This is a genomic window from Coprococcus sp. AM11-30B, from assembly GCF_027674365.1.
Lineage (GTDB): Bacteria > Bacillota > Clostridia > Lachnospirales > Lachnospiraceae > Allocoprococcus > Allocoprococcus comes.
Window position 1 is genome coordinate 48,975 of record NZ_JAQDVB010000002.1, and the last position, 12,352, is coordinate 61,326.

Genomic DNA, 12,352 nt, shown 5'->3' on the forward strand with positions numbered 1-12,352 from the left:
CCCTGGAGTATAATGAGATGATATGTAGAAATATAAGGGGATAGAAAGGAGCTTCTTTAAACAATGGAATTTAAAGACAGAGAATTTATTCCGGTACTGCTTGGTGGAGATATCAATACTTACAGTGTTGCCCGCGCATTTTATGAGCAGTATCAGGTGAAGACATATATATTTGGAAAGTTTGCAACAGGACCGAGTTACGGAAGTAAGATCATCGAATATCATCCGAATCCGAAGATTGATACGGACGATTATTTTCTTCAGACAGTCAATGGATTTGCAAAAAAGCATAAAGACAAAAAGATTATGCTCATCGGATGTGGTGACAGTTATGTGGCGCTGATCAGTAAGCATAAGGCAGAGCTTGAGAAAAATATTATCGCACCATATATCGATTTTGATCTGATGAACAGTCTGCAGCAGAAAGAGACTTTCTACAAGTTGTGCGAAAAGCATGGGGTAGATTATCCGGGAACGATTATTTACGATCAGTCCATGGGACTGGATTTTGAGATGAATTTCCCGTACCCGGTAATTTTAAAGCCGTCTGACAGTATTTCTTACTGGGAGCATCCGTTTGCAACCCAGAATAAGATCTACACGATCAAGGACAGAAAAGAACTGGAAAAAGTAATTCGGGATATCTATGGGGCAGGTTATACAGATAAACTGATCATCCAAGATATGATTCCGGGAAATGATGAATATATGCGTGTTCTGACTTCTTATTCTGACCGGAATGGAAAAGTTAAAATGATGTGTCTGGGACATGTACTCCTGGAAGAACACACACCACACGGACTTGGAAATCATGCAGTTATCATCACAGAGCCAAACGAAGAGCTGATGATGAAGGTGAAGAATCTGCTGGAAGATTTGCACTATGTAGGATTCTCCAACTTTGATATCAAGTATGACAGGCGTGATGGCAAATACCGTTTCTTCGAGATCAACACCCGCCAGGGACGAAGTAATTATTATGTGACAGGATCTGGATTCAATGTTGCAAAATATGTAGTAGAAGAATATGTTTACGGAAAAGAACTGCCGTTTGAATTTGCAAAAGAAGAACATCTCTGGATGACAGTACCGAAGGCAGTTGCTTTCAAATATATCAAAGAAGAAGCAAACCGTGAGAAGATGAGACGCCTTCTTAAGGAAAAGAAGATGGTCAATCCGGTATTTAAGAGAGGTGATTTTAAACCAAGACGTTATCTTGCTATGGTGAAGAATCATCTCAGACAGTTTGGTAACTTTAAGAAATATTACAGCTAAGAGAAGCTGAAACAGGGAGAATGATATGCTGAAAAAATTAGGTGTTATCGGCGGAATGGGACCGGAGGCGACAAGTTTTTATTATGCAAGAGTGATCGCGAGGACAAAGGCGGAGAGTGATCAGGAGCATATCAACATGATCATTTTAAGTCATGCGACAATGCCGGACAGGACACAGGCAATCCTTACAGGAAATAAGCTTCCGTTTCTGAAAGCAATCACACAGGACGCAAGAGATCTGGAGATGCTGGGAGTGGAAAATATTGCGATTCCGTGCAATACCTCGCACTATTTCCTGGAAGATATCCAGAAATCTACAAGTGTTCCGATCATCAATATGGTAGAGGAGAGTGTCAGATATGTAGTAGAGGCTCATCCAAAAGTGAAGAAGATCGGGATCATGGGAACAGATGGAACGATGCAGGCAAAGACTTACCACCGAGCCTGCGAAAAATTTGGAATCACACCGGTAGTTCCGGGAGAAGCCTGCCAGAAAGATGTGATGTCGCTGATCTATGATGATATCAAAAAAGGAAAGCCGGGAGACAAGAACAAATTTGACCGTGCCTATAATGATCTGAAGGCAAAAGGCTGTGATGCAGTAATTCTTGCATGCACAGAGATTTCGGTATTCAAAGAATATTATCAGGTACCGGCAGACTGCATGGATGCAATGGATGTTCTGGTAAGAGAATCCATCATCAGATCCGGCGCAGAGTACCGGGAATAATACCGGAAAGAATATAAGGGAGATAAATACCAGATGGAAAAATACACATTACAGGAGTACGCAAATCTGTTACAGAACCTGCGTATGATGAAAGAATTTTATTCAAATGGGGAAGAAGAAAAAAACGTAGGATATCTGACCTATGATTCCAGAGAGGTGACGGAAGGGACATTGTTTATTTGCAAAGGTGCGGCATTTAAGGCTGAGTATCTGGATGCAGCGATCGAAAAAGGTGCGATTGCTTATGTCAGCGAAGTAAAATATGAAACGAAAGAAGATGTTCCATATTTTCTGGTAGACGATATCCGTAAGGCGATGCCTCCACTTGCAGAGAAGTTCAATAATGCACCGTGGAAGAAACTGACGATCACCGGAATCGGCGGAACAAAAGGAAAATCCACTTCTGCTTACTATATGAAAGCAATCGTGGATGATTATATGGAAGCAACCGGTGGAAAGGAAAGTGCAGTCCTTTCTTCAATCGATATTTATGACGGAGTGATCAAGAAAGAATCCCATATTACTACGCCGGAGTCGGTAGAATTGCAGGAGCATCTGCGCCATGCCGTAGAAAGTGGTATTACATTTGCCGAGATGGAAGTATCTTCACAGGCGTTAAAATACAATCGTGTCGATAACATGCAGTTTGATGTGGGAATTTTTCTGAATATTTCAGAGGACCATATCAGTCCGATCGAGCATCCGGATTTTGAAGACTATTTTTCGTCTAAACTGAAAATTTTCGGAAAATCACGTTACGGAGTTGTGAACATGGATGCAGATTTTGCAGACCGTATTCTGAAAGAGTCAAAGGTCTGTGAGAAGGTGCTGACGTTCAGTACAAAGAATCCGGAAGCGGATGTTTATGGTTATGAGATCCAGAAAGACGGACATGAAACGGTATTTATGGTAAAAACAGAGCTGTTTGATGAAGAATTCCGTCTGACGATGCCGGGACTTTTCAATGTGGAAAATGCACTGGCTGTCATTGCGGCATCCATTCTTCTTGAAATCCCGAAGGAGTATATGCACAGCGGTCTTTTGAGGGCAAGATCCAGCGGACGTATGGAGCTTTATGGAAGTGCAGATAAGAATCTGATCGCTGTTGTGGATTATGCACACAACAAGCTTAGTTTTGAAAAGCTGTTCTCTTCAATTAAAGATGAATATCCGGATTATAATATCGTATCGATCTTCGGATGCCCAGGAAAGAAAGCATTTATCCGGAGAAGAGACCTTGGAACGGTAGCTGGTCAGTATGCGAAAAAGGTTTATCTGACAGCGGAAGATCCGGGATATGAGCCGGTAGAGCAGATTTCCAAAGAAATCGCACAGTATGTGGAAGCACAAAACTGTCCGTATGCCATGATCGAGGATCGGGGAGAGGCAATCAAAGCAGCGATGGATGAAGCAGAGGGAAAGACTATTTTCCTGATTACCGGAAAAGGAAATGAGACAAGGCAGAAATATGGCTGTGAGTATCTGGACTGCAAATCAGATACACAGTATGTTAAAGAATATCTTGCCGAGTATGATAAAAAGCATCAATAGAGACTGAGAGATGGGTGGGTGTTCCTGCAAACGCACAGGATGCGTTAAAACGAAAGCAGGAAATCCACCCATTTTATATATTTTCATATCCGGTGTGACGTTTGATGGGAAACAGCATATTCTGAAAACAAAGAGTCCAAAAAGAGGAGCCTTATGAAGCTTTCGGTTCTGTTTAAAAGGATTCAGCATGCGGTGATCCAAATGCCGGAATTAGAAGAAGAGATGGAAATCCGGGGGATTACCTGTAATTCCCAAAAGGCAGAAGAAGACAGTCTGTTTGTCTGCATTCAGGGAAGCCGGGCAGATGGACATGATTATATAGAAGAAGCCTGCAACCTTGGGGCATCCTGCATTCTGATAGAAAAACTGGTATCTGGGGGAAGGATGCTGAAGTTTCCGGAAAATGTTGCCGTCGTTCTGGTAAAAGATACACGGGAAGCTCTTGCCGGGATCAGCAGGATCTGGTTTGGAAGTCCTGCTGATAAGTTGAAAGTGATTGGCGTGACCGGCACAAAGGGGAAAAGTACGGTGGCAGTGATGATCTGGGAGATGTTGGAAAGTATTGGCCAAAAATGCGGACTGATCGGTACGATCGGCCACCATCTTGGAAATGAAGTGGTAACTTCGCAAAATACGACTCCGGATGCCTTTACCATTCAGTCGTATTTTGCTAAAATGGTAGAAGCAGGTTGCCACTATGCGGTGATGGAGGTATCTTCACAGGGAATAAAGCAGCATCGGATCGATGGAATCTGGTTTGAAATTGCGGTATTCACTAATTTCGGGGAGGATCACATCGGACCAGGCGAGCATGCAAGTCTTGGGGAATACCGATATTACAAATCATGTCTTTTTGAACAGTGCAGGATTGGAATAGGGAATCTGGATGATGCACAGTGCAGCTATATGTTCCAGAGAAAATGTTGCACGAAATACGGATTTACCTGTCGGGAAGAAGAAGGGCAGGAAAGAGGATTTAGAAACAGTCATGTACTGACGGCAGAAAAAATCAGTTTTCTGATGGAAGGTGGAGAACTTAAAACGGTATTTTATGCAGATGATAGAAAATATGAGCTTGCCCTTCCTGGAAAATTTAATGTGTACAATGCACTGGCTGCTTTACAGACGGTGAGCTGTCTTGGATTTGAAAGAGAAGAAGCAGGAGACGTGTTAAAGCATCTGGTGGTAAGAGGCAGGATGGAACGGGTAGATGCAGGAGAAAATATCCTGTGTTACATTGATTACGCGCATAATGCCATGAGTCTTGCAAAAGTGCTTAAAATGCTGAGAATTTACGAACCAGAACGTATTTTACTGGTGTTTGGATGTGGAGGCAACCGTGCCGGAAGCAGAAGAAGCGGGATGGGAAGAGTGGCAGGAGAGCTTGCGAATCTGACGATCATCACTTCAGATAATCCGAGATGGGAAGAGCCGGCGAAGATTATGGCAGACGTTGAAGAAGGCATCAAAGAAACTTCCGGAGCCTATCGGATGATCCAGGATCGGGAAGAGGCAGTACTCTTTGCGGTGGAAATGGCAAGACAAGGGGATATCCTACTGATTGCGGGAAAGGGACATGAAAATTACCAGGAGATCCAGGGAGTCAGGTATCCGATGGATGACCGGGAACTGGTGCGAAAAGCCGTCAGGCTTGCTGCACAAAAGAGACAAAAAAAGGAACAGACAGAATGTACGCAGACATTATTATAGATATTACACATGAAAAACTGGATAAAGTATTTCAGTACCGTGTACCGGAAGAACTGGAAGGAGATTTACGAACCGGTGCAGGCGTCATTGTGCCGTTTGGACGGGGGAACCGGGAAACGAAGGGGTATATTGTCGGTTTTTCGGAAACATGTGATTATGATGCGGAAAAAATAAAGGATATTCTGCGCACAGATACATCAAGTGTAGCGATTGAGGCAAGGCTGGTTGCACTTGCAGCGTGGATGAAAGAATATTATGGAGGTACAATGATCCAGGCATTGAAAACGGTGCTTCCGATCAAGCGTACCGAGCAGCAGAAGGAACAGCGGATTTTAAAAAGATGTATTTCCAGAGAAGCAGGCGAAAAGAAGCTGGAAGAATATCTTCACAAGAACCAGAAAGCGCGGGCAAGACTGATGGAAGCACTTTTGGATGATGAAGAGGTAGAATATTCTCTGATCAGCCAGAAGCTGAATATCACGCTGACGGTGGTGAGAGCTCTTGAAGAGCAGGGGGTTCTGGAAATCAAAAATCATAAGATTTACCGTAATCCTGTGAAAGAAAAAGAGCAGCAGCGGCATTTTATTACCTACACGGAGGAGCAGGAAAGAGCAATCCGGACGTTTGAAAACGATTATAAAAAAGGGATCCGAAAGACCTATCTTTTATACGGTGTGACTGGAAGCGGCAAGACAGAGGTCTATATGGAAATGATCCGGCAGGTGGTAAAGGAAAAGCGGCAGGCAATCGTGCTGATCCCGGAGATCGCATTGACTTACCAGACGGTGATGCGCTTTTACAGGACATTTGGGGAACGCGTTTCCATCATGAATTCCAGACTTTCAGCGGGAGAGCGGTATGACCAGATGATGCGGGCGAAAAAAGGAGAGATTGATGTGATGATCGGTCCAAGATCTGCGCTTTTTACCCCGTTTCCGAGTCTTGGGCTGATCGTGATCGATGAGGAACATGAGGCAGCTTATAAAAGTGAACAGGTTCCCCGGTATCATGCGCGGGAGACGGCAATCGAACGCGCAAGCCTGGAAGGGGCAAGTGTGGTACTGGGATCGGCAACCCCTTCCATGGAAGCATTTTACCGGTGCGAGCTGGGAGAGTATACGTTGCTGGAATTAAAGAGGCGGACTGCAAAAGCAGAACTCCCGGAGGTCTACACGGTGGATATGCGTGAAGAACTGCAAAAAGGGAACCGTTCTATTTTAAGTGACAGGCTCCATGAGCTGATGGAAGACCGTCTGAAAAAGAAGGAACAGATCATTTTGTTTCTGAATCGAAGAGGGTATGCCGGATTCCTTTCTTGCAGGTCCTGCGGATATGTAGTAAAATGTCCTCATTGTGATGTTTCACTGGCAGCGCACAATAATGGGAAAATGGTGTGCCACTACTGTGGTTACGAAGAACCGGTTGCAAAAAAATGCCCGTCTTGCGGCTCTCCTCATATCGGAGGTTTCCGCGCAGGAACACAGCAGATTGAAGAACTGGTAAAAAAGGAATTTCCGCAGGCAAGGGTACTTCGGATGGATCTGGATACTACAAGATCCAAAGAAGGACATGAAAAGATTCTATCTGCATTTGCAAATGAAGAGGCAGATATTCTTGTCGGAACGCAGATGATCGTAAAAGGACATGATTTTCCAAATGTGACCCTGGTTGGCGTGCTTGCCGCGGATATGTCCTTATACTCGGATGATTTCCGGTCAGCAGAGAGGACATTCGAGCTTCTGACGCAGGCAGCGGGAAGGGCCGGAAGAGGGGAAAAAAAAGGAGAGGTCGTGATTCAGACCTATAGCCCGGAGCATTATAGTATCCAGACGGCAGCACGTCAGGATTATCAGGCATTTTATACAGAAGAGATGAATTACAGGGAACTGATGGGGTATCCGCCGGCAGAGCATCTGATGGCGGTACTGGTAGCCTGTGAGGATGAAGCACTTCTGGAAAAAGGAATGCACTATCTCAAATTATATGCAATGCGGATCACGAAGAACCGCAAGGTACAGGTGATCGGTCCGGCAGCTCCGGCAGTCGAAAAGGTCAAGGATGTGTACCGGAAAGTTTTGTATCTGAAGCAGGAATCCTATGAGATCCTGATTGAAATGAAAGATAAAATGGAACAATATATTGAATTGAACCGGGGATTTGCAAAGATGCGGATTCAGTTTGATTTTGATCCGATGAGTGGATTTTAAAAGAAAAGGCAGGAGGAAGAACAAATGGCAATTAGAAAAATCAGAGAAATAGGCGATGAAGTACTGACAAAGGTGTGTAAGGAAGTAACAAAGATGACACCAAGAACAACAGAACTGATCGATGATATGTTAGAGACCATGTACGAGGCAATGGGGGTAGGTCTTGCTGCACCACAGGTTGGAATTCTCAAAAGAATCGTTGTCATCGATATCGGAGAAGGTCCGGTTGTCATGATCAACCCACGCATCGTAGAGAGCAGCGGAGAACAGACCGGGGAAGAAGGATGCCTTAGTGTACCAGGTAAATCCGGTATTGTTACCCGTCCGAATTATGTAAAAGCAGTAGCACTTGATGAAGATATGAAAGAATACGAGATCGAAGGCGAAGGACTGATGGCAAGAGCAATCTGTCACGAACTGGAGCATCTGGACGGTCATCTTTATGTAGAAAAAGTAGAAGGCGAACTTCACAGCACAGAATACGAAGAAGCCTAGGCTGGAAGCGGGAGGAAGATAAGATGAAGATAATATTTATGGGAACTCCTGATTTCTCAGTCGGAACACTGGAAGCACTGGTAGAAGCAGGACATGAAGTAGTGCTCGCTGTCACACAGCCGGACAAGCCAAAGGGCAGAGGCAAAGAAATGCAGTTCACTCCGGTAAAAGAATGTGCACTTGCACATAATATTCCGGTCTATCAGCCAAAGAAGATCCGGGAACCGGAATGTATCGAAGAATTGAAAAAATATCAGGCAGATGTCTGCGTAGTCGTGGCATTTGGACAGATCCTTCCAAAAGAGATTCTGGAAATGACACCGTACGGATGTATCAATGTTCATGCATCCCTTCTGCCGAAATACCGCGGTGCTGCACCGATCCAATGGGCGGTCATCAATGGAGAAAAAGTATCCGGTGTCACAACGATGCAGATGGATGAAGGACTTGACACGGGTGATATGCTGGAGAAAGTAGAAATCACATTAGATAAAAAAGAAACAGGAGGAAGCCTTTTCGATAAACTTTCCGCAAAAGGAGCCGCACTCTGCGTCCATACCCTTGCAGAACTGGAAAAAGGAACCATTACTCCACAAAAACAGGGCGAAAGCACCACCGAATACGCAAAAATGCTCAACAAAAAATCCGGTGAGATCGACTGGACGAAAACAGCAGTAGAAATCGAACGCCTGATCCGCGGCTTAAATCCCTGGCCAAGTGCCTACACCCAGTGGGAAGGAAAAACGATGAAAATCTGGGAAGCAGAAGTAGAGGATATTGTAGAAACCATAGATACTCATGAGCCCGGAACGATCACAGAAGTCACAAAACACGGCTTCAAAGTTCAGACCGGCAAAGGCAGACTAGCCATCAAGTCCCTCCAGATCCCAGGCAAAAAACGCATGGAAGCCGATGCCTTCCTACGCGGATACCACATAGAAACAGGAGAAAAATTAGGCTAGAGTTTACTTTTAGAATTTGAGCTTTGCAAATTTAACAAATATTTTTCGACCTAACATATCTGGCGCAAAAAAACGCAAAGCGTTTTTCGCGCCCTTTTGCGCATTTGTCCCATCGTGCACCGCACGATAGGACAAACAGCCGACACCCATTGAAAAATGTAGCCTGGAAGCGAAAGATATTCGCTAAGCAGGTCATCGAAAACGCCGGCACTTAGCAAGACCGAACGCAAGCGAAGGTCGCGCTTAGTACCGCTGCGTTTCCGGACTAGCCGAATAAACGTCCACCGGACGTTTATTTAGGCATGCAAAGCAAGCGCGAGCGGGCCTGCATGCGAATATCTTTCGCTTCCGGGCGGACTCTTATTCAACAAGGAGGCAAACATGTATTACCCATATTATTTTGATCCAACTTATTTCCTTGTCATCATCGGCGTCATCATCTGCGCCCTTGCATCCGCCAAAGTGAATTCTACCTACGCCAGGTACGATCAGGTTCGCAACCACGCCGGGATCACCGGCGCGATGGCTGCGGAGCAGATCCTCAGGATGGAAGGGATTTATGATGTACAGGTGATGAGAGTAAGTGGAAAACTGACCGATCATTACGATCCGGCGAACCATGTACTGCGGCTTTCAGATTCCACCTACGGTTCGACATCGGTTGCGGCACTTGGAGTTGCAGCACATGAATGTGGACACGCGATCCAGCATGCAAGGCATTATGTACCGCTGACAATACGCGGAGCACTTGTTCCGGTGGCGAATTTTGGATCCGGGATTTCATGGCCGCTGATCATAATGGGATTATTTATCAGAGGAGAAATGTCTACATTGTTTATCAATCTTGGGATCCTGATGTTTTCATTGGCAGTGCTGTTCCAGATCATCACGCTTCCGGTAGAGTTTAATGCATCGGGAAGAGCACTTAAAATCCTGAAAAATTCAGGCATGCTATATGAATCAGAAGTACGTGAGGCAAGAAGTGTTCTTACAGCGGCAGCGCTTACCTATGTGGCGAGTGCAGCATCTGCACTTCTGCAGCTTTTAAGAATACTGATCCTGACAGGAGGAAGAAGAAATGACGACGAATAACCAGGGAGTAGGTACAAGAGAACTTGCACTGATGATCCTGCTGGAAATCGAGCGTGGAGAGAAAAGTCATATCGTGCTCAGACAGGTGCTGGAAAAATATCAGTATCTGTCCAAGCAGGACCGTGCATTTCTGACCAGGCTTGCAGAAGGGACAACAGAGCGGAGGATAGAACTGGACTATATTATCAACCAGTTTTCAAAAGTAAAGACAGAAAAAATGAAACCGGTGATCCGCAATATCCTGCGCTGTGCGGTCTATCAGATCAAATACATGGATCAGGTTCCGGATTCGGCAGCATGCAATGAAGCAGTCAACCTTGCTATCAGGAAAGGCTTTAAGAACCTGCGGGGATTTGTAAATGGGGTACTTAGAAATATCGCGCGAAACATTGATAAGATTGCGTATCCGGAGAATACAGAAGAATTTCTCTCAATAAAGTATTCCATGCCACAATGGATCATCCGTATGTGGGTGAGAGATTATGGAGAAGAGAAGACGAAATACATCCTGGAAGGTTTTTATAAAGAGCGTGCAACAACAATCCGGATCAATGGAAATGCAACCACCAAAGAAGAGCTGATCAGAGAGCTGACAGGAGAAGGCATTCAGGTAAAAGAACATCCGCTTCTTGCGTCTGCGCTTCTGATCTCAGGCTATGATTATCTGGCAGCAATCCCGGCGTTCCGGGAAGGAAAATTCCAGGTACAGGATGCAGCTTCGATCATGGTAGCGGAACAGGCAGGAATCAAAGAAGGAGATTACATACTGGATGTGTGCGCGGCACCGGGAGGAAAAGCGCTCCATGCGGCACAGATCCTGAATGGGACAGGTATGGTAGAGGCAAGGGATCTGACAGAGATGAAGGTAGAGCTGATTCGGGAAAATATTTCACGGATGGGATTTGAAAATATCCGTGCAGTGCAGCAGGATGCAACCTGCTTCGATGCGGACTCTGAGGAAAAAGCAGATGTGCTGATCGCGGATCTTCCGTGTTCCGGCCTTGGTGTTCTTGCGAAGAAGACCGATCTGAAGTATAAGATGAACCCGGAGACGGAGACTGAAGTTGCAGCACTTCAGAGAGAGATCCTGGATGCGGTTTGCCGATATGTGAAGCCGGAGGGAACACTGATGTACAGCACCTGTACGATCAGCAGGACAGAGAACGAGGAAAACGCCGGATGGTTTGCCGAAAAACATCCGGAATTTGACCTGGAATGGGAGAAACAGATTTTCCCGTCTGATATAACCGATGGTTTCTATATTGCTAAATTTATCCGGAGGGGCAGATAATGGAAAAAAAAGATATCGCTTCGTATTCATTTGAAGAGTTACAGGAAGAAATGCTGGCGATTGGAGAAAAAGGATTCCGCAGTCGACAGATTTATTCCTGGATCCATGAAAAGCTGGTGGATGATTTTGAAGAAATGACCAATCTTCCAAAAACTTTACGCCAGAAACTGGAAGCAGCATACGAAATACGAAGAGTCGAAATGGAAAAAAGACAGATTTCAAAGATTGACGGGACCAATAAATTCCTGTTTTGTCTGAAAGACGGGAATATGGTAGAAAGTGTTCTGATGAAATATAAACATGGCAATTCGGTATGCATATCCTCGCAGGTTGGCTGCCGGATGGGATGCCGTTTCTGTGCATCAACACTGGACGGGCTGGAACGAAACCTGACACCGTCAGAGATGTTAAGACAGGTTTACCAGATCCAGAAGATAACTGGCGAGAGAGTTTCTAATATTGTGATCATGGGAACCGGAGAACCGCTGGATAATTATGACAATTTTCTGAAATTCATTCACATGGTCAGTGACGAACACGGACTCAATATCAGCCAGAGAAATATCACGGCGTCTACCTGTGGGATTGTACCGAACATCCGGAAACTTGCAGAAGAAAAGCTGCAGATCACGCTGGCACTTTCCCTGCACGGTTCCAACCAGGAAAAGAGGAGATCGCTGATGCCGGTGGCAAATAAATACGAGCTTCATGAGGTCCTGGAAGCGTGTGATTATTACTTTGAAAAGACCGGACGAAGGATCACTTTTGAGTACAGCCTGGTTCACGGCGTAAACGATACACCGGAGGATGCAAAAGAGCTGATGGGAATCTTAAAAGACAGAAACTGCCATTTAAACCTGATTCCGGTGAACCCGATCAAGGAGAGAAACTACGAAAAACCGGACAAAAAAAGTGCCGAGAATTTCAAAAATAAACTTGAAAAAAACGGGATAAATGTTACTATAAGAAGAGAAATGGGCTCAGATATAGACGGAGCCTGTGGACAGTTACGGCGCAAGACGATGCAAGGAGTATAAAA

10 protein-coding genes are annotated in these 12,352 nt (G+C 45.0%); all 10 read left to right on the forward strand.

Annotated features, from left to right (window positions below; all coding sequences use genetic code 11):
• Nucleotides 1-63 precede the first annotated feature (63 nt).
• Nucleotides 64-1,275 carry a carboxylate--amine ligase gene (locus PGU50_RS01240; RefSeq protein ID WP_270245995.1) on the forward strand — a complete coding sequence of 404 codons (1,212 nt, stop codon included), beginning with the start codon at nt 64-66 and terminating at the stop codon, nt 1,273-1,275.
• Between the two features lie 25 nt (nt 1,276-1,300).
• On the forward strand, nt 1,301-2,005 hold the full coding sequence (locus PGU50_RS01245; protein WP_008370818.1) for an aspartate/glutamate racemase family protein: 705 nt from the start codon (nt 1,301-1,303) through the stop codon (nt 2,003-2,005).
• A 33-nt stretch (nt 2,006-2,038) separates the two neighbouring features.
• A complete protein-coding gene (locus PGU50_RS01250; RefSeq protein ID WP_008370817.1) occupies nt 2,039-3,556 on the forward strand; it encodes a Mur ligase family protein in 1,518 nt (505 codons plus the stop codon).
• 153 nt (nt 3,557-3,709) lie between these two features.
• A complete protein-coding gene (locus tag PGU50_RS01255; protein WP_055246345.1) occupies nt 3,710-5,266 on the forward strand; it encodes a UDP-N-acetylmuramoyl-L-alanyl-D-glutamate--2,6-diaminopimelate ligase in 1,557 nt (518 codons plus the stop codon).
• Nucleotides 5,245-7,473 (forward strand): replication restart helicase PriA, encoded by a 2,229-nt coding sequence (gene priA / locus PGU50_RS01260; RefSeq protein WP_270245996.1) that lies wholly within the window; start codon nt 5,245-5,247, stop codon nt 7,471-7,473. Before PGU50_RS01255 ends, priA begins: the two co-directional genes overlap by 22 nt.
• Nucleotides 7,474-7,497: 24 nt before the next feature.
• Entirely contained in the window at nt 7,498-7,968 is a 471-nt protein-coding gene (gene def, locus PGU50_RS01265) for a peptide deformylase (protein WP_008370813.1), read from the forward strand.
• A 23-nt stretch (nt 7,969-7,991) separates the two neighbouring features.
• Entirely contained in the window at nt 7,992-8,930 is a 939-nt protein-coding gene (fmt, locus tag PGU50_RS01270) for a methionyl-tRNA formyltransferase (protein ID WP_270245997.1), read from the forward strand.
• Nucleotides 8,931-9,311: 381 nt separating this feature from the next.
• On the forward strand, nt 9,312-10,022 hold the full coding sequence (locus PGU50_RS01275) for a zinc metallopeptidase (protein WP_008372155.1): 711 nt from the start codon (nt 9,312-9,314) through the stop codon (nt 10,020-10,022).
• Nucleotides 10,009-11,313 (forward strand): 16S rRNA (cytosine(967)-C(5))-methyltransferase RsmB, encoded by a 1,305-nt coding sequence (rsmB, locus tag PGU50_RS01280; protein WP_022220919.1) that lies wholly within the window; start codon nt 10,009-10,011, stop codon nt 11,311-11,313. Before PGU50_RS01275 ends, rsmB begins: the two co-directional genes overlap by 14 nt.
• Nucleotides 11,313-12,350 (forward strand): 23S rRNA (adenine(2503)-C(2))-methyltransferase RlmN, encoded by a 1,038-nt coding sequence (gene rlmN, locus PGU50_RS01285; protein WP_270245998.1) that lies wholly within the window; start codon nt 11,313-11,315, stop codon nt 12,348-12,350. Before rsmB ends, rlmN begins: the two co-directional genes overlap by 1 nt.
• Nucleotides 12,351-12,352: the final 2 nt, after the last annotated feature.

Bases quoted from the DNA above. Each gene is read 5' to 3' on its own strand.
- PGU50_RS01240 (WP_270245995.1), top strand. From the start codon at position 64: ATGGAATTTAAAGACAGAGAATTTATTCCGGTACTGCTTGGTGGAGAT.
- PGU50_RS01245 (WP_008370818.1), top strand. From the start codon at position 1,301: ATGCTGAAAAAATTAGGTGTTATCGGCGGAATGGGACCGGAGGCGACA.
- PGU50_RS01250 (WP_008370817.1), top strand. From the start codon at position 2,039: ATGGAAAAATACACATTACAGGAGTACGCAAATCTGTTACAGAACCTG.
- PGU50_RS01255 (WP_055246345.1), top strand. From the start codon at position 3,710: ATGAAGCTTTCGGTTCTGTTTAAAAGGATTCAGCATGCGGTGATCCAA.
- priA (WP_270245996.1), top strand. From the start codon at position 5,245: ATGTACGCAGACATTATTATAGATATTACACATGAAAAACTGGATAAA.
- def (WP_008370813.1), top strand. From the start codon at position 7,498: ATGGCAATTAGAAAAATCAGAGAAATAGGCGATGAAGTACTGACAAAG.
- fmt (WP_270245997.1), top strand. From the start codon at position 7,992: ATGAAGATAATATTTATGGGAACTCCTGATTTCTCAGTCGGAACACTG.
- PGU50_RS01275 (WP_008372155.1), top strand. From the start codon at position 9,312: ATGTATTACCCATATTATTTTGATCCAACTTATTTCCTTGTCATCATC.
- rsmB (WP_022220919.1), top strand. From the start codon at position 10,009: ATGACGACGAATAACCAGGGAGTAGGTACAAGAGAACTTGCACTGATG.
- rlmN (WP_270245998.1), top strand. From the start codon at position 11,313: ATGGAAAAAAAAGATATCGCTTCGTATTCATTTGAAGAGTTACAGGAA.